A 25,580-nucleotide genomic window follows, 5' to 3' on the forward strand; every position below is an offset into this window, starting at 1 on the left:
TTTATGTCCAATCGCTTAAAACACAAAAAACCACAAGGAAAATGTCTACCTTGTGGATCTCTCTATTATCTTGGGTGTGGCGATGTGAAATAACCAAAGGAAACATAATCTTGAACAGGAATCCATGCACCTACACCTTGTGATACTACATTTTTAACTTGTAGCGTTCTTTTATTACCTTTTAAGATTAAATACACTTCTCCAAATGTAACTTTTCCTTTTTCATTAACTGCAGGAGCATAAGCATATAAATAGCCAAGTTGCTTTGGTGGAACATTATATACTCTTTCATTTTTAGTTCCAGCTCCAACAACTGTTTGGAATGCTAATGGGAGAGTTGTTTTTTCTGATGCATCATGCATCATTAAATTAATTACGTCATCCGCATTTCTTACTTTAGCAGTTAAACCACCTTTCACAATCTGTTGTGAATTCTGGTAGTATTTTATTCGTCTGTACGCTTTTTCTCCTCTATTATCTAGAAAGTTTGTATTTATTTTTTTATATTGCCAATTAATTGTCGTCTCATTTGATTCATAATTTAAAGGCCAAACTCCTAAGAAAATTTTCGCATTATACCCTATTGCAAATGGTGCTTTGCTGACATAGGATTCATTAAACATACGAATGAGATTTGGATTCTCAATTTTTACATTTGATGAATTTAATAACTGCTTTGCTAATCCTCCTGGTTGAAGTTCTGGAAGGTCTTGAGTTGGATTAGGGTAAGTATTCTCTTTTGTCACATTTGCAGCCGAACGTGGAACTTTAATATCTGAATTAGCTGCAAAAGTTGTTTGTCCATTATTTAAAGAAATAATTAAAATAGCTATAGTAACAAGAACGAATGGCTTAAACCATTTAGACATATTCATGCCCCTTTCACAAATAAGGAAATTATTACTCTTAGCATGAACATTTTATGCAAATATATGTATTCCTTAAAATGAAAAATTTTGCTATGAACTAAAGCTTACTATAAAGTTTCTCAATTGGACCTCTTAACTTCTGCAAAATAGGTCCAATACTAAATGTAATTAAGACGGTTCCGATTCCAATTGGACCTTTTAAAAGAAACGCTAATACTAAAGCAAATACTTCACCAATCGTTTTTGCCACGCCTAGACTTACTCCAAACCGCTTATTTAACGAGATCATTAAATCATCTATTGGACTTAGCGGAAACTTAGATTGCAAATAAATCGCAATACCGATTGTCATACTTAAAATGGCTAGTACTAATTGAATATATCTAGTAACCATATTTAAATCAAATAAATGCTCAGACTCTACGGTTAACCAAAAATCAAGAAATCGTCCAATTAAAATAAACGTAATCGCAGCAAGCCAGTCCGGTCTTTTCTTTTGTAAAAAAGCATTTACAAACAACAGTATTGATGAATTAATAATAATCCAATTTCCAACAGATAAGCCAAAGGTTTTCGACTCACCAACGGCTAATGCATCCCATGCACTAGCTCCCAGTCCAGCTTTAATCGCTAAACTAATTCCTAAAGTTAAAAATAGTAATCCAATTAAATAAAATAGAATTCTTCTTATTATTTTCAAGTATTACCACCTTCAATTTTTGTTTTATAGTAAGTAGAAACCGATTCCCATAATAAAATAAGCAGCTAATAAGGTTAACCCTTCAAACCAGTTTGTATCTCCGTCATTCATGATCGCAATTGTTAAAAATACGGAAGTGATCATCGAAATTAATTCTGGCATTGAAAATATTAATGGCATTCTTTCCCCGATAAACAATGAACAAATAACTAGCACCGGCGCTACGAACATGGCAATTTGTAATGATGAACCAACAGCAATTTCTACGGAAACCCCTACTTTATTTTTATATGCCATTACAATTGCAGATGCATGTTCAGCAGCGTTACCAACGATTGCAACAACGATTATACCGATAAATAATTCAGTCCATCCGAACTTGTCTCCCACTGTCGTAAACGTGTGAACTAGCTTCTCTGATACATATCCAACCGCTATAGTAGCTAACGCTAATATAATCATGGCTTTCCCTGTTCTCCACTCAGCTTCTTCATGCTCTTCTACAATCTCTTGATTTTTAGCTACATAAACTCCACGATGTGTAACTAATTTGAAATATAGAGCTGCTAAGTATAAAACCATTAAGACAATTGAAACGCCTACACTAAGTGTCATCTTATCATTTGTAGTCATTTTAACTGAAAAAATTTCAGGAATGACAAAGGCTAGTACTACCGCAAAAATCAACAATCCTGAATTATGTCTTGCATCGTAAACATTAAAGCTTTGACGTTTATATTTTAATCCACCAATAAAAAAGGATAGTCCACCTACAAGTAGTAAATTTCCTATTACAGAACCTGTTAATGAAGCTAACACTACTTCCGATAAGCCATTTTGTAATGCAAAAATCGCGATAATTAACTCTACAGCATTCCCGAATGTCGCATTTAAAAGTCCCCCAATTCTCGGGCCTGCTGCAATCGCTAAACTTTCAGTAGCTCTTCCCATAATGCCAGCTAATGCAATAATCGTTAAACAGTAAATGATAAATAATAAAATCTCGCTCCAATGCATTAAGCTCCCAATTACCGATAATGGTACACCGATAAATGTAACAATAAAAAATAAACGATGAGCCATAAGAACCTCCTAAATAAATATCCTTATAAGTATCATATGCAAAAGACTTAAAAAAATAGGTTTAAATGTAAAACAATTAACAAACACTTAAAGTGTTACTAACAAAATCATCGTTCATTTGGATAAAAGGTTCGTTGTTGATTAGATTGCTCGAAGGAGTATGACCTCGAAAACTAGAAATACTTAGTTTGGAGATTCGGTTGGTAGAAAATTTTTCTACCTTCCCTTCTTCTGAACTAGGAAGGAGTTAATTAAAATGATTCAACAAAATATTATGAACGTGCTGAAAGCCAAACAATTAGGTCTATTTACAACCATTCGTGAAGACTTTCCGCATAGTTGTTATATGATATTTTTCTTTAAAGGCTTAACACCTTATATCGCTACAAATAAGAATTCACAAAAGGTAGAGGATATAAAAAAGAATCCAAACGTACATATACTACTTGGTCATGAAGGTGATCGATTGGATGATAACTTTGTTGAGATGTTTGCAAGAGCTGAAGTAATTGAAAATGCTGGTCCTGAAGAGAAAGTATGGACGGAGGAATTGTCTAGATGGCTTGAAGGTCCCGAAGATCCTAACTATGTTTTGATTCAAATGACTCCAGTTAAAATCGGATATGTAGAGAAGGCAGGTACTGAGCCTACTTTTATAAAGCTTTGAAAAACGAAATCTTATCTAATTGAATTTAGATAAGATTTTTATTTTGTTGAACAACAATATTCAGTTTTTCGTAAAAGAGTATAATGATGTTGATTATTGACCAATTTAAATTTCAGAGTGTTGAGATTTCAAACAAAAAAATCCATTCGTTTATACTCGAATGGATTTTTGAACTTTTGCTTTAAGCTTTTTACTGATTAGTAAATATAAACATGCTCCTATTAGTGCTCCGATTGAATCGATTATTACGTCTTGTACTAATGGAGTTCGGTTTGCAGTGAAGGATTGGTGAAATTCATCTGAAGCTGCATAAAGGATTGAAAATATTATGCCGATTAAAAAGGCTTTGTTGACATAAAGCTTTGCTAATCTTGTAGCAAAAAAGGCAAGTAGAAGATAGATTGAAAAATGGGATAGTTTACGAATAAAGAATTCTGTAAATCCTGCTACTCCTAGCTCTTTTATACTTACTTCATGTCCAGCGTAGTTAAAGTGGACAAATGTAAAGTGCTTCATTAGATCATATAAAAATTTAAAATGACTTATTTCTGGTCTTATATCTTGTTTTTCATACGGTGTTGCTGATGAATAAAAGATAATGCCAGCTATAAGGATAACAGGTATCCAATAACCAATAAAAATTCTAAATTTACTTTTGGATTCCATAAGATTCCTTTCCAACACAACTTTTGTATAGATAAAACTCTATTAAAATAGACACTATTATGAAAAAAAGATTTCATAAAGTGCCTATTTTCATTATTGGTTTACATGCATATTCTTTTCACGGTCTGCTGCACGTTCTGCAGGTGTTAATTTATTATATTCATTTAGGAAATTTTGATAGTTATCGCATACTTCATTAATTTCACCATACTCAACTAATTTTCCATAATGAATCCATAAGCCTTTTGTACAGAAGCTTCGAACCTGACCTAATGAGTGACTAATAAAGAAGATTGTTTTGCCTTGTTCTTTAAAATCATTCATTTTATCTAAACAACGTTTTGTAAAGGTAGGGTCACCAACAGATAATGCTTCATCGATAACCATGATGTCTGGGTCGATATTTACAGAGATAGCAAATCCTAGTCTAGATCTCATACCACTTGAATACGATTTAACTGGTTGATTAATAAATTTTCCAATTTCGGCAAATTCAATAATATCAGGAGTGATTTTTTCAATTTCCTTAATTGTAAGACCCATCATCAAACCTTTTAATCGAATATTTTCTAAACCAGTTAATCGGTTATCTAATCCAGCTTGAATGGCAATTAGTGAAGCAACTCCGTTTACTTCAACTTCGCCATCATTTGGCATTGTTACACCAGCAATTAAATTAGACATTGTACTTTTACCTGAACCATTTAAACCAATGATCCCTACAATTTCACCTTGTTCAATTTCGAATGAAATATTTTTTAAGGCATGAAAATATTCTCCGCCTCTTCCACCAAAGAATAAATCCTTCAGCTTGTCAGTCGGTTTATTATAAATTTTAAATTTCTTTGTAACATTTTTAAAGACAACTTTTTTTGTCATTCAGTTCACCTTCTATAGGAAATCAACAAACTGCTTCCTGAATTTAACATGAAAAATCGAGCCGATAATGAAAAAGGCTAGCAATACACACCAAAAGTAAATAGTTATTTTAGAAAAAATCAAATTAGAATGTCCATATAATAAAGCGCCACGATATCCTTCTATAATATAGTACAGTGGATTTAACTTCATTAATTTAGTTAAAATATTTGCACCCTTAGGAGGCTCCCATAAAATAGGTGATAAATATAAAAGCATTCTAGTTAATGATTGAATTAATAAATGAACATCTCTAACCATTGTTGATAAAGTAGATGTAAGTAATGCAAGTGCGATATTAAATAGTAAGCCCACAATCATAAAATAAATTAGTGCAAAAATATTCATATGTTCGATTCCACGATTTATAATTACACCGATTATTAAGACTACCATCATAAATAAATGCGTATTGAACCTAGATAAAACCACATAAGATGGAATTATACTTAAAGGGAAATTCATTTTCGATACGGTTCCGATTCGGTTAAAAATCGAACTTGAACCTTGCATGATTGCTGCACTAATAAAGAACCACGGAATTAAACCACAAAGCATCCAAATAAGAAACGGAATACCATTAACTGGAGTTCCATGTCTTATTCCTGACCCGAAGGTTACCCAGTAAACTGCAATTTGAAAAAGTGGGTTTAAAAATACCCAAATTACGCCAAGTTGGCTATCTGCAAATTCTTTACGTGTCTCATAAGATGATAGACGAAAAATTAATGATAAGTTTTTAGCATGTTCTTGTAAAACTGTTTTTATACTACTCATAAATCAACCACATTCTTTTTTATTTCTTTATATAAATTTCCATAATTAACAAATTTCATATCAGAATCACTTGAAGTTGGTACACAATTACGTGTATCAAATAGTACGGCTTGCTTCATTTGTTTAGCCAGTTTATTGTAATCCATTGATTTAAATTCATTGTGATCTGTTAATACAAGAATTAAGCTTGCATCTTCCACAGCTTCCTCAGCAGATAAAACATTAATTTTATCAGAAGTTACATGTGGATCATGAATTGTGACATTTAGTCCCTCTTCGTTCAATAACTCAATAATTTCCATCGCAGGACTTTCTCTCATATCATCTACATTACCTTTGTATGTCACACCAAATGCAGCAATCTTAGGATTATCTACACCTGAAACTAGTTCTTTTACTGAATCAACAACATATTTAGGCATCGATACATTTGTATCACGAGATAATTTGATCATACCAGCTAATTCAGGAGTTTTGGCTACAATAAAGTATGGGTCGACAGCAAGACAGTGACCGCCAACACCTGGACCTGGTGAATGAATGTTTACTCGTGGATGTTTGTTTGCCATTTGAATAACATCTAATACGTTAATTTCTAATGAGTTACAAATTTTTGTTAGTTCATTTGCCAACGCAATATTTACATCTCGGAATGTATTTTCCATTAGTTTAGACATTTCAGCAGTTTTTGCATCTGTTTGAATAATTTCGCCTTCTACAAATGTACGATACACTTTTGCTCCAGCTTCACTACATGCAGGTGTAATCCCGCCAACAATACGATTATTATGAATTAATTCGTGTAAAATTTGGCCTGGTAATACACGTTCTGGACAGTGAACAAGATAAATATCTTCTCCTACAGTAAATCCAGCTTGTTCTACTACTGGTTTTACAAAGTCATCCATACTTCTAGGTGCGATTGTTGATTCAACGATTAAAACATTCCCTTTCTTTAAGAAAGGAATTACTTTATGAACCGCGTCTAATACATAAGATAAATCACAAGATTTATTCTCATCATCATTATTAGGAGTTGGTACCGCAACAATAAAAGCGTCAGCCTCTTCAGGTGTTAAAGATGCTCTGAAAAATCCTTTTTCTACAACTTCTTTAACCATTTCGCCTAATCCAGGCTCTTCTATATGAATTTCTCCAGAATTTAATTTATCTACAACGCTTTTTTGTACGTCTACACCTACAACACTTGCGCCATATTTCGCAAACATCGCAGAAGTTGGTAATCCTATATACCCTAGTCCAATTGTGCAAATTTTCATTTTACTATAACCTCTTTCAGAAATTTTACTAATTTCTACTCTTTTGCTTTACTAATAGTTTACTGATATTTAGATTAGAGTAAACGTCTTATTAGTAAACTTTTTGGATAATTGGATAAAACATAATTCTCTATATCTTACCTTTTCTATTAAGGAAACTAATAAATTAGAAAAAGCACCAATCATCATTTTAAATTAGTAGAAATTATATTTCAATAAATATCTATTTATCTTATTAATTTATCTTACAATTAATTTTCACGATTCGAGTTTATTTTACATTAAATTAACTAAGATTTAACAAATTTGTATCGTAAAGAGAATAGTGAAAGAAGGTATACTACTTTTCTTAGCTTACTATTTGTCATTTTAGGGTTTGATTTTAAGGATAAATAAATTTTTAAAGCTCGTTTATCTTTTAATCGTAATGTCTCTGCAACGAACTTTGGTATAACGCTAAGCTCATCTTTAATCGATTCATTTCGAATTGTTTTCATAAATTCATTTCCAACAGATGCAAGATTCATCTTCTCATCTTCTGGTAGTTTATTAGCCTTTAGATTAATTGAGTTAAGAAAGAATTTAAGTTGTCTTCTTTCAATATGGATTAATTCTTTTGTAAAACCATTTTCTTCATAATAAGTTCGTAGCTCTTTTTGAAGCACGACTAATTGTTTAAAAAATTGGATTGTTCCAGATTTAATTAAACTATTTTCTGGATCTTCAATTCGATAACCGATTACATCTACATCACATACAACTGTGCAGTTAGATTTCAACAATGATTTCTCCGTAAAAAATAAATCTTCCCCGACTCGAAGTTCTTCATGAAATCGAATTCCCTCGCGCTCTAGTAACTCTTTTTTGAATAATTTATTACTTGCTGATGGTGTAAGATGTAGCTCTGGATTTTCAAGAATCTGTCTATTTTCAGGCAAACCTTCTTTGTAGATTTCTTTCATATAATGTAAACGCCAAGTTTTTTCGCCGTTAAAGCATAAAATATTACCAACTGCCGTATCAGCGTTATATTTTTTTGCTAAAAAATATAATTGGGCATATGCATCAGGGTAAGCAATATCATCACCGTCTAAAAATGCAATATATTCCCCACTTGCATGAGATATACCTGTATTTCTTGCAGCACTTGGCCCCTTATTTTCCTGTTTAATAAATTTTGCATTTTGATATTTTTTAGTGAATTCTTCTGCTAAAACGCTACTTTTATCAGTCGATCCATCATCGACAACAATTAGTTCAATATCTTCTAATGACTGATCCATGACAGATTGTAAACTTTCCTCAATAAATTTTTCTTTGTTATAGTTAATGACTACAACACTTAACTTATAAACGGTCATTTAGCTTACCTCTCTATGCATAGAAAGGTAAAAAGAAATATGGCCTAATCCCTAGTTCTTTTTACCTTCTCTACTAAAATATTCACATAATCAAACTTTTTTAGCTTACCATTGTTGCCTTTTCACCGTATAGAACTTTTTCGTATATTCCGATGAAAATTTTCTTCTCATTATTCCAATTGTATTTATGTCTTGCTTTTAAACAATTTTTGCTCATTTCGTCTCGAACTTCAGGGTTGTCTAATAAATAGTTCACACCATCAGCTATTGAATCAATATCGTGGGAGTCTACACATACACCAGTATATTCACCTTCAACTACCTTCTGAATTTCCGGAAAGCTACAAGCAACAACTGGTACGCCGCTCATCATGTACTCAAATAATTTATTCGAAGACGCCGAATAATGATTAAAATTAATATTATTTAACACTTGGAACCCTAAATAAGCATTTCTTGTATAATTTAGTAATTCATCTACTGGGACTTTATCAATAAATTTCACTCGATTTTGTAGTTGTAGCTCTTCTACTAAGTTTAAAAGTGTTGGCTTGATCTTTCCATCACCAATAAAAACAACAATCCCTCTTTTATATAAAGGTGCAGCTTTTACAATTAATTCTAATCCACGCCCCTTTTGTATACCACCTTGATAAAGAAGTATCGGTTCATCTTCACTAATTCCTAGTTTTTCATGAAGATTGATCGCATTACTTTCTTCCGGCTTAGATACAAATGGATAATTGTGAATTACTTCAGGATAGTCAATATCATATAAATCTTGAGTATATTTTGCCCTAGTATTATTTTCGTGAATCATTACATCAATATATTTAATTAAAAACTTCTCAATTTTACCGAAAATCGGATTCTCATAACCAGATCGACTAGATTGAACTTCATGTGAATCATAAATTAATTTACTTTTTTTGAATACTTTTGCACAAATGATTCCTTGAGGTAAAGTATTTAAATCATTCGCATGATAAATATCATAATCCCTTTTAAGCCCATGATAGATCATTTGTAAAATATTATAGCCTCTAGTTAATAGGACTTTCATATAACGATTACCAAATAGAACGATAACAGCAGCAATTATAATCGTTGCAACTGCATTTAAAAATAAACCAAGTAAAATCAATAAAATAGCAACTAGTTTCATTAATAAACTACTTTTTACTAAATGAAAGATCTTTGCACAATAATGAACAAGATGGTAGATTCCAAATGGTAAACGATTGTTTACTCGTATAACATTAAATCCTTCTTCCATCCGTTCTCTTTTCGGTAATTCTTTTGAATCATCATGTAAAGCAATTAAATCAACATCATATCCGACTTCTGCTAAGGCAGAACATTCACGCAGTACGCGTGCATCATTCGTAAAATGATTAAATACAAACGCACAAACCTTTTTATTCATGGATTTCCTCCATCACTTTTAATAACACATTAATATTCGTTTTCCAACGTAGATTTTTGTATGCATATTGATAGCCATTTTCTCCATAATTTTTTCGGAGATTTGGATCATTTGCAAGTTTATAAATATTTTCAACCAATTCTTCGGGCGTATCTTCTTTTAAGATGATTCCACAGTTTGCTTCATGAATAATCTCACTTGCATATCCTGCTACATCTCCAATGATTGGTTTCTTAACACACATATAGTCAATTATTTTCCCTGGTAAGACGGTTTTAAACACTTCTTGATTTACTAAACTTACATAAGCAATATCAGCACTTGCAACAAGTTTTAAAGTTTCGTTTCGGGATTTTGCAGTATGTAATGTTACATTTGTTAATCCATTCGCATCAATATAATTCTTAACTTCATTTGTATTTTTTCCATAGCCAATAATTGAAAAATTAATTGTTTTATTTTCCTTTAATAAGGCGGCAGTTTTCATAAACTTATGCAAATCCTGTGCTAAGCCTAAATTTCCAGTATAAATAACCGTTATATTTTCTTTTTCTAATTGGGTCTCTTTATATGCTAATTCACTTTCTGTTAATGAATTAGGTAGGAATGTAATTTTATCCTTGCTTACATTTTTATTTGTCATATATTGAATAAAACTTCGGCTATTAACGATTATTTTCGTTGCTTTTTTATATAAAATGTCTTCTACTTTATATGCCGTTTTTAAGATGATAGGATTAGAGAAAACTTGTACGCCAGTTAATGACTCTGGCCATAAATCTCTTATGTCTACTATTAGTGGAGCTTTTAGCTTCCATTTAGCAATTAAACCTGCCACACCTACAAATATTGGTGGAGATGTTACAAAAATATAATCAAATTCAGCCTTTTGTTTAAAAATAGTACCGATAAATCGAACCATAACTTCCAGATATAAATATAATCTCTTTAAAATACTACCAGAGTGTTTTTTTATGGAAGGATCAATTCGAATGATATCCTTTTCGTCGATTAGTGGCTCATTCCAAAATTGTTTATCTTCATATAATTCACGACTAGGATATCTAGGTTCTAATGTTAGGACCTTTACATCGAAACCCTTTTCCTTTAACTCTATATAAATATTTTTCATACGGTTTGCTGCACTACCTATTTCTGGATAAAAGTGTTGCGAAATAAGTAAAATCTTCTTTTTATGTAAACCCAAGAATGTCTTACCTCCTGAATAGAATTAATCATCAATTCTAACTTGACAAAATATACGATATTTTACCATAAACCAGCCTTTTTTACCATTTTTCTAATAGTCAATCATTTTATTTGAAGCTACTTGTACTATAACATCGAATAATATAGTATAATGTCGACTAATTATTTTTTATTTGATATTATAATACTTATGTAAATTCAACAATTGACGTAATGTAATTTTTTTGTATACTTTGGGTATTTTATTAAAATATCCTTACTTGACATATTAATTCCAAAATTAAAAAGCAGGTGAAATGAATGATTTATGCAGAAATATTAGCGGGTGGAAAAGGTACTCGCATGGGAAATGTTAGTATGCCAAAACAATTTCTTGCACTGAATAACCGTCCAATTATTATCCATACAATAGAAAAATTCATCTTAAATGACGACTTTAAAAAGATTTTAGTTGTAACTCCAAAAGAATGGATTCAACATACAAAAGATATTATCAAAAAATATATTGGTACAAATGACCGTATAGCTGTTGTTGAAGGTGGTAGCGACCGTAATGAATCAATTATGAGTGGTATTCGCTATCTACAACAAAACTTTGAAATTACTGATGAAGATATTATCGTAACGCATGATGCGGTTAGACCGTTCTTAACTCATCGAATTATAGAAGAAAATATTGATGCTGCTTTAAAATACGGAGCTGTTGATACTGTTATTGAGGCTGTTGATACAATCATTCAATCTACTAATCACGATACGATTACAGATATCCCAGTAAGAAATACAATGTATCAAGGACAAACTCCTCAGAGTTTTAATATTAATCTACTTACAAAACACTATTCTGAATTAGATTCAGAACAAAAAGCAATCTTAACTGATGCTTGTAAAATTTGTCTTCTTAAAGGTGTAGACGTAAAGCTAGTTAAAGGTGAAGTTTTTAATATGAAAATTACGACTCCGTATGACTTAAAAGTAGCAAATGCACTTTTAAAGGATCAGGTGACGACAAAATGATTAATCAAATCTATCGTTTAGTTTCAACAAAACAAATCGAGATCACTTATAAAGAACAATCGCTAGAAGGTGACTATATCGTTGTACGTCCAACACATTTATCAATCTGTGCTGCTGATCAACGATACTATACTGGTACTCGTGGCAAAGAAGCGATGGCAAAAAAATTACCAATGGCACTGATTCATGAAGGTGTCGGAAAAGTTGTTTATGATCCAAAAGGTGAGTTCAAAACAGGCTCTCATGTCGTGATGATTCCAAATACACCTACTCAGGTTGATGATGTAATAGCTGAAAATTATTTAAAAACGAGTAAGTTTCGTTCAAGTGGCTATGATGGTTTCATGCAAGATTATGTATTCCTTGAAAGAGACCGTGTAGTAGAATTATCAAAAGACATTAACTTACAGGTTGCTGCGTTCTCTGAATTAATCAGTGTAAGTATGCATGCAGTTGTCCGATTTGAAGAACGTGCACATCAACGTCGTGATGTTTTAGGCGTATGGGGTGATGGGAACTTAGGATTTATAACTGCTCTGATTCTTAAAAAGCGTTATCCAGAAAGTAAGGTATATGTATTTGGTAAAAACCATTCAAAATTAAGCTACTTCTCATTTGCAGATGAAACGTATCAAATTGATGAAGTTCCTGAAGATGTAACAGTCGACCATGCTTTTGAATGTGTTGGTGGTATTGGTAGTCAATACGCTGTAGAACAAATTATAAATCACATTCAACCTGAAGGCTCGATTCCATTGCTTGGCGTATCTGAATATCCTGTTGAAATTAATACGCGAATGATCCTTGAAAGAGGAATTACTTTAATAGGTAGCAGTCGAAGCGGACGCTCTGACTTCGTTGAAACTGTTAACTTCCTTCATGAAAATCCTGAAGTAGTCGAATACTTAGAGACTCTAATTGGAGATGTAAATGAAATTCGTAGTATTGATGATATTCATAATGCATTCGAACGTGATTTAACAACTAACTGGGGAAAATCAGTTATGGAATGGAAAATATAATATAAATTAGAGGGGATACTGCTCTCCTCTTTTTTATGTTAATCATATAACTCATACACTATTTTAATAATGAGGAGAAATTACCTAAAATGAATTTTGAAGTAGTAAGACCATCTAAAATAGATCAACCTAAGGTTAGTATCATTATTCCTGTATATAATGTAGAAAATTATATTAAAGAGACAATTGAATCACTTGCCAAACAAACATTAAGCCCAATTGAAATTATATTAGTTGATGATGGTTCAACTGATAATACGCCAAACATTATTAATGAACTATTAAGCTTATATCCAAATATACTTTATGCAATTCAGAAAAACGCTGGTCCTGGTGTTGCAAGAAATAATGGTTTGACTTTGGCTAAAGGTGAATACATTAGTTTTGTCGATTCAGATGATTTATTACCTGAGGATGCATTAGAAACAATGTATCAAGCAGCAAAAACGGAGGATGCTGAAGTCGTTACAGGAGCTTCTCTAAGCTTTAATAGTACTCGTTCTTGGTATATTGCTAGCCATGTTAACAATGGTGTATATACTCCAGGTACGAAATCGCTTGTTGCAAATAAAGGATTATTATATTCATTAGGTCCTTGTAACAAAATGTTTAAAGCAACTCTAATTAAAGACATGTCATTCCCAACTGATATTAGAGTAACGGAAGACCACCCATTTATCATTGAAGCTTATTTAAAAGCAAATAAAATTTTTACAGTTGATAAAGTAATCTATCATTACCGTAATCGCGAAGAAGAATCAAATCTTTCTCTTTCACAAGTAGTACGTGTTGATTCTGTTAAGGTTTTACGAGATATCTTAAAGAGTTTAAGTTATTCAAATGAATTATGGAATAATTTAATACCGAATGAACTAGAGCGTTTAGATGTGATGGGTGTTTATTACCATCGTATTGTTACAGCTGATCTATGGCCTGCTATTATGAGCGCGGTTCGTTCGAAAGATGCTTCTATTCAAGAAGAAGCATTTCAATTAATTTATGAATGGCTTAAGACAATTGACTTTAAATTATATAATAAGGTTCCTGCATTAACTAGAATCACATCATACGAGTTAGTTCCTCATTATGGTTTATTATCGCAAAAAGCAAAGGAACTGCATTTAAACTGGTTAAAAGAATGGGAAAAACTTAGTAACCCAGGTACAATGCATACATTGAAAAACTCGAATAGAAAATTTGATACACAATTGTGTTTAAAAGCATTACAAAAAAATTCGATCAAGCCAATTCAGAGTCATATTAGCAAACGAGATCGCAGAAAACGTATTAATAAACTTAAGAGCCGTTTTAAGAGTGCATTTGCACGTCGAGTAGTTTTTAAGTTTGCTAGTTTACTACCTGCAGAGAATACAATCGTTTTTGCATCAAATAAATCGAAAGGTCTTGATGATTCATATCCTTTCATTTACGAACAAATTAGAACGAAACGTCCACAATATAAAGTAGTTGATGACTTCTTTAAGAAACGTGAATTCGCTGATTTATGTAAAACATACTACCAATTTGGCCGTGCAAAATATATTATTCTTAACGACTATCACCGCCAAATTTATAAAATGAATTTTAGAAAAGAAACAGAAGTTATTCAAATGTGGCATGCTTGTGGTGCATTTAAAAAGTTTGGACATAGTGCAGTTGGTTTTGCAGACAGTAATCCAAAACAATTTGAAACAAATGCTCATAAATCTTATACAAAAGTCGTTGTTTCAACGAATGAAGTTGTACCTCATTACGCTGAGGCATTTGATATTGATCCAAAAAATGTTTTACCGTTAGGACTACCTAGAACTGACCTTTTCTTCGACGATCAAACAAAGGAATATGTTCGCAGAAAATTCCTAAATAGATTTTCAAAATTAAAAGATAAAAAAATTATTACTTATGCTCCTACATTCCGTGGGAACCCAAGAGATCGAAAAACGTTTCATTTGGAACTTGATTTAGCTGCAATGCAAGAAAAATTAGGGGAAGATTATGTACTTGTCCTAAAATTACATCCGGCAGTTACGAATAATGTTAAAATCCCGGAATCTGCTCTTGATTTTGTATTGAATTTAGGTAATGAGAATATTAATGAAGTATTATTAATGACAGATATTTTAATAAGCGACTATTCTTCTTTATTATTTGAATATACATTACTTGAAAGACCTGTTATTTTCTTTGCATATGATTATGAGAATTACATGAAAGAAAGAAGTTTCTTCTATGATTATCATGATTTTGTACCAGGTCCAATTACTTCAACTACAAATGAGATTATCGACTTAATCCAAAAAGATCAGTTTGATTTAAATAAAGTGAAAGAATTCAACCAACGTTTCAATGAAATAGCTGATGGGAAAGCTTCAGAAAGATTCGTAGAAACGCTAATTAAATAATTTGTTTAAGGCAAGTAAGCATTTAAATCCGACGATTTATCTGTTTACTTGCCTTTTCTTTGGCTAGCCTATGCATATATCCTTTAAGAAGGAATAATTTCCAATATTTTTGACAAAATTACTGTTAACTACTTAATAAACTTTTATTTAATCGTTTGAAATGAGGAAAAATTGATGAGTTTTGAATTAATAATCAACCCTGATTTAAAGGACGTTAAAGTTAGTTTAATCATCCCTGTATACAATGTAGAGGAATATATTGAAGTAACCTGTTCATCCTTGGTTAATCAATCACTTAAAAATATAGAAATTATCTTTATAGACGATGGTTCAAGTGATCAAAGTGTTGAATTAATAAAACAATATGCAAAAGACTATCCTAATATTGTATTAGGTATTCAAGATAATAGTGGACCTGGTATCGCTAGAAATAACGGAAAGAAGATTGCTAGAGGTGAATATATTGGCTTTGTCGATTCGGATGATTTATTACCACACGATGCAATCGAAGCAATGTACCAAGCAGCTCTTGATGAAAATGCAGATGTTGTTACAGGGCAATCGTTAAGCTTTAATAGTACTCAAAAATGGTTTATTGGCAGCCATGTTAGTAATGGAGTTAATATCCCTGGAGAAAAGTCATTAATCTCCACCCCTGGTCTACTCTATTCTCTTGGACCATGTAATAAACTGTTTAAAGCTACCCACGTCAAAAATATCAATTTTCCTAAAAATATTAAAGTAACAGAGGACCACCCTTTTATAATAGAAGCATACTTAAAGGCCAATCGCATTTTCACCGTTAATAAAGTTATTTATTACTATCGTTCTAGAGAAGATGAAGACAATATTTCTTTATCTCAAATCGTCAGAGTTAATTCTGTTAAGGTCTTAAATGATATTTTAAAGAGTCTTTCAATTTCCGATCCTCTTTGGGATCAATACATTGTTAACAAATTTGAGCGCATTCAGTTAAAAGCGCATTACTACCAAAGAATCGTAATGGCAGACATATGGCCTGCAGTTAACAGTGCGATTCGAAGTATGGAGACGGAAACCCAAGTTGAGAGTCTAAAACTATTTTTGGAATTTGTTAATAAAATTGATATTCATCTTTATAACAAAATCCCAGCTATCCCTCGGATTCTATCCTATGAAATCGTTAATCGCTATCACTTTATGAGTCCAGAAGCAAAACGAGTTCATTTAGACTTACTAAAAGTTTGGGAAGCACGATTAAATCCAGAAATGGCTCATCAATTAATAACTTCTAAGTTTAAACTAGAGGTTAATTCTTGTTTAGAAGCTGTCAGAAAAAATAGCTTGTCTCCTATTAATAGCTTAGTCAGAATGAAAGCGAATAAAAAAAGGAAAAACAAATTTTCAAGCCGGTTAAAAAGTGCCTTCGCTAGACGTGTCGTCTTAAATTTTGCAAAAATGCTCCCAATGAAAGATGAGATTATATTTGCTTCAAATAAATCAACTGGACTTCAAGACTCTTATTATTTTATATACGAAGAACTGATTAAAACGAAACCAGCGTACAAAATTATTGGCCATTTTATTAGAAAGCGTAATTTCTCTGAGTTATGTAAAATGTATTATGATTTTGGACGCGCTAAATATGTCATACTGAATGATTATCACAGACCACTTTATAATGTAAATTTACGAAAGGATACGAAAGTCATTCAAGTTTGGCATGCATGTGGAGCCTTCAAAAAGTTTGGACTTAGCGCGGTAGGCTATAAAGATAGTAATAGTAAGGATTTTGAAATAAAAGCACATACATCTTATTCCAATGTTATTGTTTCTTGCGATGAGATTGTTCCTTTTTATGCAGAGGCATTTAACGTTCCTGAATCGAAGGTTTTAGCTTTAGGTTTACCTAGAACCGACTTTTTTTATAATGACGAGATGTTAGAGTCAGTAAAAAATAAATATTTTAATAAGTATCCGATGTTGAAAGGCAAAAAAATTATTACTTATGCTCCTACATTTAGAGGAAGCCCTAAAGAGCGAAAGAATTTTAATTTACAATTAGATCTAATCCAAATGGCTAATAAACTCAAAGATGAGTATGTACTAGTCCTTAAACTACATCCAGCTGTGAAAAAAGGGATTGTCATTCCACAAGAAGCAAAAGATTTTGTCATTGATTTAGGCAATCATGACATGAATGAAGTACTTTACCTGACAGATATCCTAATTAGCGATTACTCATCACTTGTATTTGAGTATGCAATTTTGGAACGACCAATGATTTTTTATGCATATGACCTTGAAGAATACTTAGATGAACGAAGCTTTTTTTATGATTATGATGAGTTTGTTCCAGGACCGATTGTCAGAACAACAGATGAAATCATTAACATTATTAAAGAAGGTGACTATGACCTTCAAAAAGTAGCAGAGTTTAATCACCGATTTAACAAATATCAAGACGGTCAATCAGCTAAAAGATTAATTCAAACTTTAATTAAATAATGAAAGCTCTAGCGTACTTGTTATTTTATTTTACATGGTCTAGTTTGTATTACTATGGTAAAATTAATATCATAATTTTAGTTACTATATAATGAAATCTATGATTGCTAGTCCATTATTTAAGGAGAAGTTTTATGAAAAAGATCTTAATTACAGGCGGTACTGGTTTTATTGGTTCAAATCTTGTAAAAATGTATATAGACAAAGGTTACCAAGTTGTAGTTGTAGATGATCTTTCAAGTGGAAAAATGGCTACTCTTCCACCAAATGTTACTTTTTACGAAGAAAGTATTTGTAATGCTAAATTAATCGATATTGTACTAAAAGAAAAACCAGATATAATCAATCATCACGCTGCACAAATTGATGTGCAATTTTCAATCCAACATCCTTTAGAAGACGCAAAAATTAATATTTTAGGTACACTCAATTTATTAGAGGCTGTACGTAAACTAAAAGAAGAAAAAGAAGTAACGCTTGTCTATGCTTCTTCAGCAGCTGTTTATGGTAATCCGGTCTATTTAGGAGTGGATGAGAACCATCAAAAACACCCTATTTCTTTCTATGGCATTTCAAAATTAACACCTGAATATTACATAAACGTATACCATCAATTATATGATATCCCTTATACTATTTTAAGATATGCCAATGTATATGGTATTGGCCAAGATCCAAAAGGTGAAGGTGGAGTGATTAGTATTCTGATGGATAAAATCATATCAAATTCTACTTTTACAGTTTTCGGAGACGGCGAGCAAACTAGAGATTATATTTACGTAGAAGATGTTGCTTCAGCAAACTTCCATGCAGGAGAAAAACCAGCAAATGATGTATGTAATGTTGGTACAAACATAAAAACTTCTTTAAATACATTATTAGAGGTTACTGAACAAATTCTTAACCGAAAAATTGAAGTTCAATACCAAGATGAACGTAGTGGCGATATTCGAGATAGCTATTTAACAAATGAAAAAATCCATTCATTATTAAATTGGCAACCAGCCTACACTTTGTATGAAGGTCTTGAAAAAACATTGAACTATTACATTCAACAAGCTAACAAGGATGTTGAATGATTAGATCATATAAACCAGTTCGAAAACAAAAACGACTAAACTTTGTCTTACTGTAAATTACAGGCTAACAAAAGGTTTAGTCGTTTTGATTTGTCATGATTAAAGTTGAACTTCTACTGAAAGAATCTTTTTTAAATAGTGAATTAAATCTTCTCTTATTTCTTCATTTTTTAATGCAAATTCAATGTTTGTTTTTATAAATCCTAGTTTTTCACCTACATCATATCTTGTTCCTTCAAAATCATAAGCGAATACACGTTGAATTCGATTTAATTTTTGAATTGCATCAGTTAATTGGACTTCTCCGCCAGCACCAATATTCTGTTCATCTAAGAACATAAAAATTTCTGGTGTTAGTACATATCTACCCAAAATGGCTAAATTTGAATCAATTGTTCCAGGAGCTGGTTTTTCAACAAAATTCTTTACTTCATATCTCCTACCAGTTTGTAATAATGGGTCAACTATACCGTATCGGTGAGTCTCTTCACTGGCTACAGGTTGAACACCAATGACCGATGAATACGTTGTATTGTATTGATCAATTAATTGTTTTAATGCTGGAATTTCTCCATCAACAATATCATCACCAAGTAAAACCGCAAATGGTTCATCTCCAATAAAATTACGTGCACACCAAACTGCGTGACCTAATCCTCTTGGCTCCTTTTGACGTATATAATGAATCTCTATATTTGAAGGGACTTTTACTTCTTCTAAAAGAGCGTACTTTTCTTTCTCAAGTAAAGTTTGTTCTAACTCATATGCTCGATCAAAATGGTCTTCAATCGCACGCTTTCCTTTACCGGTCACAATGATAATATTTTCTATACCTGATTCAATTGCTTCTTCAACGATGTATTGAATAGTTGGCTTATCTACGATCGGTAACATTTCTTTCGGCATTGCTTTTGTAGCAGGTAAAAATCGCGTACCAAGGCCCGCAGCTGGAATAATCGCTTTTCTTACTTTCTTCATATTAATCACTCCTAGAGTTTAATCATTAGAACCCTTTATTAGAATGGCTAAACCATTATACTAGAATTGAAAGACTACAAATCTATTTTACTTTAAAAACGAATAAATGCCTATTGATCTAGGTGCCTAATGAATAAAGTACATTATGGAAGTTTTTGACTCTATTTTCCTATTTAATTGTTTTTTTAATATTCTTCCCTATTATAAAAAAGGATGGCATAAAGAATTTTTTCTTAATGACTTCCTTTTTCAATTGTACCAACTGTAAGATACGTATTTATTGATTTTCACCTTGACCAGGATGTTCGAAATTTGTTAAAGTCGGTGTTACATAAATTGAATTAACATTGTTTATTATGACTACATCATCTATTTTATACTTTTTAATATAGTCAATGATCGGCATTTTATTGTAATATCTCAAGTCAAGGACCCTAGTTTCTTTATAATGGTTAACAAAAAATTGTATACTTGCATTTGCATAAGAATCTTTTATAATCAATAGTTTTCGATTCTTAACTTTATCGTTATAAATCGCCGTTTCAGGATGATCCCCACCCATGTAAGTAACATATCGATTTGTATAGAGACTAGCATTTTTCAATGGTTCTTCTGCATATAAACCTCTATTACATATCGCATTGTAACAGACATTTAAATCTTGTTTTCCCTTACTATTTACTACAGTTATTGTATCTGTTTTCGTTACATTTGCTCTCGTCGTTTTACGAGCATCCGAACCGTAAAAAGGTAAGCCTTCTTCTTTCCAAATGAAATCATCCGCGTTTAATGCTTTTCCAACTTCATTTGAATTCATATAAATTGTATTAATAATTGTTTGATATGAATAAAATGCAGCCTTTGCCTTCCAATGATGATCAGTAAAAGGATATAGATTGGGTTCATTTTTATGTTTATTCATTGTAATTCTTAAATCTAAAGGATGTGCAATTGGATCAATATAACTAAAAAGATAATCTGACGCTTCATTCCCATAACTAGGAAAGTATGAAGGGAATTGGTCTTCAAATGTCACTGATTTATTTGGTGCTAGACTAAAATAAGTGGTCACTCCAAGTTTTGATGCTTGTAGTGCAAATTTATTAATTCTGTTTGCAATGACTTTTGCACTTTCTTTTGTTTGTTTAGGCACAGTAGATAATAATAAACCATTATCGGCAACATATACATCTTTTACAACATTTTGCCCTAATAAATCCTTATTGATTGTTGCATTCGCTTCAATTAACTTCAATCTACCAGGAAATTGATCATTAAAATAAAGCTCAAATTCTTTTGAATATTCTCCTGAAGTTAACTTTTTTAAACTCATTTTTGGCATTTGAGCAAGTTCTCTATTTTCAATCGTAGAATACTTCAAATCACCTTTAAGCCAAACATAAATAGCGCCCGCAAAAATGATAAATAGGAAACTTATAACTAAGAAATTATTAACCTGAAATCGATTACTTTGCATTTTAAACCTCCAACTTACTAGAAACGGAAATAGATAAATGGATTGAATGTGTTAGAAACAACACAAATTATTGAAATACCAAAAACTAATAAATAATAACCTGTTAACCCAATATTACGACCGAAAATTCTTACAGCAAAGCTCGATTCTGACTGAATCAAGATTTTATCTGCGAAAATTTTCATTAAAGGAGTTGCACCAATAATAGCTAGTCCTATTAGAACACCGTATTCAACAAAATAATATGCTGCACTTGAATCCCAAACAACTGTATGGTTTAAACCGAACATTGTTTTCATATAATCAAACGCATAACTAAATGTTTCTGAACGAAAAAACACCCATCCAATTACGACTAGGAATGTAGCGTAAATATGCTGAATTGCATTAGGCAACTTTCGTAAAATATCACCTAGGAACGCTTTTTCAAGCATGATTAGTATACCGTAATAAATACCCCATGCGATAAATGTCCAACTTGCTCCATGCCAAAAACCTGTTGCAAACCATACAATAAAAAGATTAATATACGTTCGTAAAGGAGAAATACGATTTCCGCCTAACGGGATATAGAGATAGTCCCTGAACCAAGTCCCTAAAGAAATGTGCCATCTTCTCCAAAACTCGGTTACTGATTTTGAAATATACGGATAATTGAAATTTTCTAGAAAATCAAATCCGAACATTTTTCCTAAACCAATTGCCATATCGGAATATCCGGAAAAGTCAAAGTAAATTTGTAAAGAATAAGCAATAATACCAATCCAAGCTAAACCAATGGACATGTCATGTGGATTTTGTGCAAAAATTTGATCTGCGACCCACCCGCAATTATTAGCCAAAAACATTTTCTTACCTAATCCAATAATAAATCGTTTCGTTCCATAAGCAAATTTCTCTAATGTTTCTTTACGATCTGTAATTTGATGCGAAACAGTTTGATAACGAACAATCGGACCTGCAATTAACTGTGGAAATAATGTTTTATATGTAGCCATGTTCAATGGATTTCTTTGTAATGCACCATCTTTACGATAAACATCAACTACATAACTAATTCCTTGGAAAGTAAAAAATGAAATTCCCAACGGTAAAGGTATTGGAGGAATCGTAATATTTGTGTTAAATAATAAATTTATATTATCAACAAAGAAGTTGGAGTATTTGAAGAAACATAATAACCCCAAATTGGCCACAAGCATCGCGCCCATAATCCACTTTATTTTCGTTCTCTTATTTCGATTTGCATCAACAATTAACGCAAATACATAATTGATAATAATTGAAAGGAACATAACCAATACAAACCTTGGCTCTCCCCATGCATAAAAAACTAAACTAGATACTAACAACCAAGCGTTTCGGAAAATACGCGGTAGTACAAAATAAACTAGTAACACGATAGGTAGAAATACAAACAAAAATACAGTTGAACTGAAAAGCATAATCTAGTCCTTTCTATTGATGAATTTATCACTAACAAACTTAAATTTTATCAAGAGACATAATAATCATATATTTAACTTTAGAGATTTAATTTAAATTTATTCAAACTGTAACAAAATAAAAAAATTTATAATAATAGTAATACTAATCCTAATAAAAAAATCCTATTAATAGTATCTATCTTTTTAGGATAGGTACTTAATTAAAAGGGTTTAATTTTAAATGAAAATATTAATTAAAATCGTTAAAAATCGAAAAAGACTACCTTTGAATAGTTTTCAAGGATAGTCTTTCCTTATACATGATTATTTTTTCTTATTTTTAAAATGTTTAATAATCACTTCAACAATTCTTCTAGAAGCTTCACCATCTCCATATGGGTTAGATGCTTTAGACATTTTTGCATGTGCCTCTTCATCAGATAACAGCTCATCTGCTAAAGAGAAGATCACTTCTTCATCAGTTCCAGCAAGCTTTAATGTACCAGCGTCAATTCCTTCAGGGCGTTCTGTCGTATCACGTAAAACAAGTACTGGTACGCCTAAAGAAGGTGCCTCTTCTTGTACCCCACCAGAATCAGTTAGGATTAAATGTGATCTTGCAGCAAAGTTATGGAAATCTATCACATCTAGTGGTTCGATTAAATGAATTCGCGTATCATTTCCTAGTACTTCATTTGCAATTTCGCGAACAACAGGATTCATATGAACAGGATACACAACTTGAATATCATGATGCTTTTCAACTAATCGCTTAATCGCTTTAAACATATTTCTCATTGGTTCTCCTAAATTTTCACGACGATGTGCAGTCATTAGGACTAATCTATCATTACCAATCTTGTCAAGAACAGGATGAGCATACTCTTCTTTTACGGTTGTTTTAAGTGCATCAATCGCAGTATTACCCGTAATAAAAATTGTTTCTTCCTTTTTATTTTCAGCTAATAGATTTTGTGCTGATTTCGTCGTAGGAGAAAAATGTAGATCCGCCATGACACCAGTTAATTGACGGTTCATTTCTTCTGGGTATGGTGAATACTTGTCCCAAGTACGTAAACCAGCTTCAACATGCCCAATTGCAATTTGATTATAAAAAGCTGCAAGACTAGCAATAAAAGTTGTTGTCGTATCACCATGAACTAATACAATGTCCGGCTTAACTTCTTGCATAATCTTATTTAAACCTTCCAAACCTCGAGTCGTTACATCAATTAAAGTTTGGCGATCCTTCATTATATTTAAATCATAATCAGGTGTGATTTCAAAAATTTCGAGAACTTGATCTAGCATTTGACGATGCTGAGCTGTAACCGTCACAATTGATTCTATTTGATCTGGATGTTTAGCTAGCTCAAGCACGAGTGGCGCCATCTTAATCGCTTCTGGTCTTGTTCCAAAAATTGTCATTACTTTAACAGTCAAAATTCTTTCCCCTTTCAAAACAAATCGGCTTATTGAAATATGTATCTATCTATTGTATCTTAACTAAGGAAATAAAGACATTTTTTACCCAAAAAAATACCGCTAATTCCTCTATTTTGATAACTAATTGTAGGAACTAATCGGCTTAATTCCTAATAAGTTCTTTAACTAGTAATTATTCGATTCTATACACTTAGTGTCCCACATTTTGAAATCATTCATACTCGATGTAAATAATAATAGAAGAAAAAAACACAGTTCCTTCTACTAAAAGAATTCACTGTGCTCTTTCGAAATACTTAATGAACTAATTTTACTTGTAACTCATCAATTAGACTCAAAATCTCTGAACACATTTTATCCATACAGTAATTTTCCTTCACAAATTCAACTAGTTCTTTCCTTGATCCTTTTCTACTATCTACAATGTACTGCGCTGCTTCATCGAGTGTTTCGAAAATATACTCATCAGGGAATATCGTTCGAGCCCCTTCACGATTTAAAACAATCGGCACAGCGCAAGAAGCCATCCCTTCAACAGGTGCTAAGTGAAAACTTTCATAATCACTTACTGATAAGACATAACCAATCGACTCGAGCCATTCCGCTGAATCTCCCCACTCTTCAAACTGAACTTGATTACGATAGTGGGATTTCTCAATTTTTCGAAATAAACTTGCATAATAATCCTGCTCTTGTTGATTATTCCAAACCCACGAAAACTCTTTCGGATGCTTTCCTTTTATCGAAAGAGTATATCGGTTATCTTTTTCGTATAACTTTTCAAATATCTCAAGCGCCCGATCTAATCGTTTTAACTTCGGCACATAACCAAGTAACCCAATTCGAAATTCTGCATCATACTGCTTAGGCAAATGGAATCGATCGACATCAACACCATTTTGAATGACAATCATCTTTTCTCTAGGAATTCTTGCAACACGATAGAACTCCTCAAATATATAAGAAGAAATCGCAATAATCTTATCAATTTTCGTAAAATCAAATTTTTCAGGGAAGGGCGTATTCATTTCAAAACGATGCATTCTAACGATTAATACTTGATGATCTTTTTTATGCTCCTGATACCAAATTACATTTCCAAGTCCCCACTCGCAAAAAAGAACATCCGCCCAATTAACGATTTCTAAGCTTTTGCCAACTTGATGAATTGTATGGCCTTCCCATAAATCTATTTTTATTTCAATGTCACTTCTAGCTTCAAACCTCTTAATCGCTTCGTTAATAAATTTTAAATCATGCCCTATAATCGCCAATTTCATAAATACAGC

General features: G+C 32.0%; 20 protein-coding genes and 1 pseudogene. 6 read left to right on the top strand and 15 right to left on the bottom strand.

Annotation, left to right across the window (positions count from 1 at the left end; genetic code table 11):
• Window positions 1-65: 65 nt before the first annotated feature.
• The 3 genes from RAH41_RS10930 to cax all read right to left on the bottom strand — a co-directional run bounded on the left by RAH41_RS10930 (window position 66) and on the right by cax (window position 2,652).
• Entirely contained in the window at window positions 66-869 is an 804-nt protein-coding gene (locus RAH41_RS10930; protein ID WP_331222515.1) for a YfkD family protein, read from the bottom strand.
• A gap of 97 nt (window positions 870-966) precedes the next feature.
• Window positions 967-1,569, bottom strand: a complete 603-nt coding sequence (locus RAH41_RS10935) for a YczE/YyaS/YitT family protein (RefSeq protein WP_331222516.1) — start codon at window positions 1,567-1,569, stop codon at window positions 967-969.
• Between the two features lie 24 nt (window positions 1,570-1,593).
• On the bottom strand, window positions 1,594-2,652 hold the full coding sequence (cax, locus tag RAH41_RS10940) for a calcium/proton exchanger (RefSeq protein ID WP_331222517.1): 1,059 nt from the start codon (window positions 2,650-2,652) through the stop codon (window positions 1,594-1,596).
• Between the two features lie 256 nt (window positions 2,653-2,908).
• On the opposite strand from cax, the gene RAH41_RS10945 reads away from it, so the two are divergent.
• On the top strand, window positions 2,909-3,319 hold the full coding sequence (locus RAH41_RS10945) for a pyridoxamine 5'-phosphate oxidase family protein (protein ID WP_331222518.1): 411 nt from the start codon (window positions 2,909-2,911) through the stop codon (window positions 3,317-3,319).
• A 150-nt stretch (window positions 3,320-3,469) separates the two neighbouring features.
• Here RAH41_RS10945 and RAH41_RS10950 read toward each other — a convergent pair whose 3' ends face one another.
• The 7 genes and pseudogenes from RAH41_RS10950 to RAH41_RS10980 all read right to left on the bottom strand — a co-directional run bounded on the left by RAH41_RS10950 (window position 3,470) and on the right by RAH41_RS10980 (window position 10,954).
• Window positions 3,470-3,985, bottom strand: coding sequence for a VanZ family protein (locus tag RAH41_RS10950; protein ID WP_331222519.1), 516 nt, complete (start codon window positions 3,983-3,985; stop codon window positions 3,470-3,472).
• A 108-nt stretch (window positions 3,986-4,093) separates the two neighbouring features.
• Window positions 4,094-4,864, bottom strand: a pseudogene (tagH, locus tag RAH41_RS10955) (teichoic acids export ABC transporter ATP-binding subunit TagH); the annotation flags it as partial.
• Between the two features lie 12 nt (window positions 4,865-4,876).
• Window positions 4,877-5,680 (bottom strand): ABC transporter permease, encoded by an 804-nt coding sequence (locus RAH41_RS10960; RefSeq protein ID WP_331222520.1) that lies wholly within the window; start codon window positions 5,678-5,680, stop codon window positions 4,877-4,879.
• Window positions 5,677-6,960, bottom strand: coding sequence for a nucleotide sugar dehydrogenase (locus RAH41_RS10965; RefSeq protein ID WP_331222521.1), 1,284 nt, complete (start codon window positions 6,958-6,960; stop codon window positions 5,677-5,679). The genes RAH41_RS10960 and RAH41_RS10965 overlap by 4 nt, the downstream gene beginning before the upstream one ends.
• Before the next feature lie 290 nt (window positions 6,961-7,250).
• The gene (locus RAH41_RS10970; RefSeq protein ID WP_331222522.1) at window positions 7,251-8,321 is read right to left on the bottom strand and encodes a glycosyltransferase family 2 protein; all 1,071 of its coding nucleotides are present in this window, start codon (window positions 8,319-8,321) and stop codon (window positions 7,251-7,253) included.
• Between the two features lie 100 nt (window positions 8,322-8,421).
• On the bottom strand, window positions 8,422-9,747 hold the full coding sequence (locus RAH41_RS10975; RefSeq protein WP_331222523.1) for a glycosyltransferase: 1,326 nt from the start codon (window positions 9,745-9,747) through the stop codon (window positions 8,422-8,424).
• Window positions 9,740-10,954: a glycosyltransferase family 4 protein gene (locus tag RAH41_RS10980; protein WP_331222524.1), complete on the bottom strand. Its 1,215-nt coding sequence runs from the start codon at window positions 10,952-10,954 to the stop codon at window positions 9,740-9,742. Before RAH41_RS10980 ends, RAH41_RS10975 begins: the two co-directional genes overlap by 8 nt.
• Before the next feature lie 302 nt (window positions 10,955-11,256).
• Between RAH41_RS10980 and RAH41_RS10985 the strand changes: the two genes are divergently transcribed.
• The 5 genes from RAH41_RS10985 to RAH41_RS11005 all read left to right on the top strand — a co-directional run bounded on the left by RAH41_RS10985 (window position 11,257) and on the right by RAH41_RS11005 (window position 18,963).
• Window positions 11,257-11,973, top strand: a complete 717-nt coding sequence (locus RAH41_RS10985) for a 2-C-methyl-D-erythritol 4-phosphate cytidylyltransferase (protein ID WP_331222525.1) — start codon at window positions 11,257-11,259, stop codon at window positions 11,971-11,973.
• Entirely contained in the window at window positions 11,970-12,995 is a 1,026-nt protein-coding gene (locus RAH41_RS10990) for a ribitol-5-phosphate dehydrogenase (protein WP_331222526.1), read from the top strand. The genes RAH41_RS10985 and RAH41_RS10990 overlap by 4 nt, the downstream gene beginning before the upstream one ends.
• A gap of 89 nt (window positions 12,996-13,084) precedes the next feature.
• The gene (locus tag RAH41_RS10995) at window positions 13,085-15,397 is read left to right on the top strand and encodes a bifunctional glycosyltransferase/CDP-glycerol:glycerophosphate glycerophosphotransferase (protein WP_331222527.1); all 2,313 of its coding nucleotides are present in this window, start codon (window positions 13,085-13,087) and stop codon (window positions 15,395-15,397) included.
• Between the two features lie 174 nt (window positions 15,398-15,571).
• Window positions 15,572-17,884: a bifunctional glycosyltransferase/CDP-glycerol:glycerophosphate glycerophosphotransferase gene (locus RAH41_RS11000; RefSeq protein WP_331222528.1), complete on the top strand. Its 2,313-nt coding sequence runs from the start codon at window positions 15,572-15,574 to the stop codon at window positions 17,882-17,884.
• A gap of 134 nt (window positions 17,885-18,018) precedes the next feature.
• Entirely contained in the window at window positions 18,019-18,963 is a 945-nt protein-coding gene (locus RAH41_RS11005) for an NAD-dependent epimerase/dehydratase family protein (protein WP_331222529.1), read from the top strand.
• Window positions 18,964-19,062: 99 nt separating this feature from the next.
• Here the strand turns inward: RAH41_RS11005 and galU are convergent, their stop codons facing one another.
• The 5 genes from galU to RAH41_RS11030 form a co-directional block, all read right to left on the bottom strand.
• Complete coding sequence (gene galU, locus RAH41_RS11010) at window positions 19,063-19,941, bottom strand: UTP--glucose-1-phosphate uridylyltransferase GalU (RefSeq protein ID WP_331222530.1); 879 nt, start codon at window positions 19,939-19,941, stop codon at window positions 19,063-19,065.
• Window positions 19,942-20,218: 277 nt separating this feature from the next.
• Window positions 20,219-21,418, bottom strand: a complete 1,200-nt coding sequence (locus RAH41_RS11015; protein WP_331222531.1) for a DHHW family protein — start codon at window positions 21,416-21,418, stop codon at window positions 20,219-20,221.
• A 17-nt stretch (window positions 21,419-21,435) separates the two neighbouring features.
• Window positions 21,436-22,863 carry an MBOAT family protein gene (locus RAH41_RS11020; RefSeq protein WP_331222532.1) on the bottom strand — a complete coding sequence of 476 codons (1,428 nt, stop codon included), beginning with the start codon at window positions 22,861-22,863 and terminating at the stop codon, window positions 21,436-21,438.
• Between the two features lie 306 nt (window positions 22,864-23,169).
• The gene (wecB, locus tag RAH41_RS11025) at window positions 23,170-24,273 is read right to left on the bottom strand and encodes a non-hydrolyzing UDP-N-acetylglucosamine 2-epimerase (protein ID WP_419471596.1); all 1,104 of its coding nucleotides are present in this window, start codon (window positions 24,271-24,273) and stop codon (window positions 23,170-23,172) included.
• Window positions 24,274-24,587: 314 nt separating this feature from the next.
• Window positions 24,588-25,571 (bottom strand): glycosyltransferase, encoded by a 984-nt coding sequence (locus RAH41_RS11030; protein ID WP_331222534.1) that lies wholly within the window; start codon window positions 25,569-25,571, stop codon window positions 24,588-24,590.
• Window positions 25,572-25,580 lie beyond the last annotated feature (9 nt).

Source organism: Gottfriedia acidiceleris (assembly GCF_036421055.1).
Lineage (GTDB): Bacteria > Bacillota > Bacilli > Bacillales > Bacillaceae_G > Gottfriedia > Gottfriedia acidiceleris_C.

What these genes read in the sequence shown, in the direction of transcription:
- RAH41_RS10985 (WP_331222525.1), top strand. Translation starts at nt 11,257, where the DNA reads ATGATTTATGCAGAAATATTAGCGGGTGGAAAAGGTACTCGCATGGGA.
- RAH41_RS11005 (WP_331222529.1), top strand. Translation starts at nt 18,019, where the DNA reads ATGAAAAAGATCTTAATTACAGGCGGTACTGGTTTTATTGGTTCAAAT.
- RAH41_RS11000 (WP_331222528.1), top strand. Translation starts at nt 15,572, where the DNA reads ATGAGTTTTGAATTAATAATCAACCCTGATTTAAAGGACGTTAAAGTT.
- cax (WP_331222517.1), bottom strand. Translation starts at nt 2,652, where the DNA reads ATGGCTCATCGTTTATTTTTTATTGTTACATTTATCGGTGTACCATTA.
- RAH41_RS10995 (WP_331222527.1), top strand. Translation starts at nt 13,085, where the DNA reads ATGAATTTTGAAGTAGTAAGACCATCTAAAATAGATCAACCTAAGGTT.
- RAH41_RS10945 (WP_331222518.1), top strand. Translation starts at nt 2,909, where the DNA reads ATGATTCAACAAAATATTATGAACGTGCTGAAAGCCAAACAATTAGGT.
- RAH41_RS10965 (WP_331222521.1), bottom strand. Translation starts at nt 6,960, where the DNA reads ATGAAAATTTGCACAATTGGACTAGGGTATATAGGATTACCAACTTCT.
- RAH41_RS10990 (WP_331222526.1), top strand. Translation starts at nt 11,970, where the DNA reads ATGATTAATCAAATCTATCGTTTAGTTTCAACAAAACAAATCGAGATC.
- RAH41_RS10960 (WP_331222520.1), bottom strand. Translation starts at nt 5,680, where the DNA reads ATGAGTAGTATAAAAACAGTTTTACAAGAACATGCTAAAAACTTATCA.
- RAH41_RS11020 (WP_331222532.1), bottom strand. Translation starts at nt 22,863, where the DNA reads ATGCTTTTCAGTTCAACTGTATTTTTGTTTGTATTTCTACCTATCGTG.
- RAH41_RS10950 (WP_331222519.1), bottom strand. Translation starts at nt 3,985, where the DNA reads ATGGAATCCAAAAGTAAATTTAGAATTTTTATTGGTTATTGGATACCT.
- RAH41_RS11015 (WP_331222531.1), bottom strand. Translation starts at nt 21,418, where the DNA reads ATGCAAAGTAATCGATTTCAGGTTAATAATTTCTTAGTTATAAGTTTC.
- galU (WP_331222530.1), bottom strand. Translation starts at nt 19,941, where the DNA reads ATGAAGAAAGTAAGAAAAGCGATTATTCCAGCTGCGGGCCTTGGTACG.
- RAH41_RS10970 (WP_331222522.1), bottom strand. Translation starts at nt 8,321, where the DNA reads ATGACCGTTTATAAGTTAAGTGTTGTAGTCATTAACTATAACAAAGAA.
- RAH41_RS10975 (WP_331222523.1), bottom strand. Translation starts at nt 9,747, where the DNA reads ATGAATAAAAAGGTTTGTGCGTTTGTATTTAATCATTTTACGAATGAT.
- RAH41_RS10930 (WP_331222515.1), bottom strand. Translation starts at nt 869, where the DNA reads ATGTCTAAATGGTTTAAGCCATTCGTTCTTGTTACTATAGCTATTTTA.
- wecB (WP_419471596.1), bottom strand. Translation starts at nt 24,273, where the DNA reads ATGACAATTTTTGGAACAAGACCAGAAGCGATTAAGATGGCGCCACTC.
- RAH41_RS11030 (WP_331222534.1), bottom strand. Translation starts at nt 25,571, where the DNA reads ATGAAATTGGCGATTATAGGGCATGATTTAAAATTTATTAACGAAGCG.